Here is a 271-nt window from a genome sequence, read left to right on the forward strand (position 1 = left end):
GCCGGACTGTTTGACCTTCAGGCTTTCGCGGATCTCTTCCAGCTCGTTTTTGGCTTCGGCGCTGGTATCACGCAGGCGTAAGAGCACGCGTTCGGCATCATGGAAGCGGCGTTTGGCGGCGAACCAGCGCGGACTGTCCGGCAGGAAGAAGACGCCAATCAGCAGCAGGATGGCTGGAATGATGATTACGCCCAGCATCCAGCGCCATGCGCCGCTGTAGCTGAATGCGGTATCCGAGAGATAAGCCCCCAGAATACCGATGGTGATCATC

At 58.7% G+C, this 271-nt stretch carries 1 protein-coding gene; it reads right to left on the reverse strand.

Features of this window, described 5'->3' with window-relative positions:
• Positions 1 to 271, reverse strand: a 271-nt coding sequence (locus RTW80_RS29345) for an MFS transporter (RefSeq protein ID WP_312721642.1), incomplete at both ends; no start/stop codon positions are given.

This window comes from Escherichia sp. AM3 (assembly GCF_032029835.1).
Classification (GTDB): domain Bacteria; phylum Pseudomonadota; class Gammaproteobacteria; order Enterobacterales; family Enterobacteriaceae; genus Escherichia; species Escherichia coli.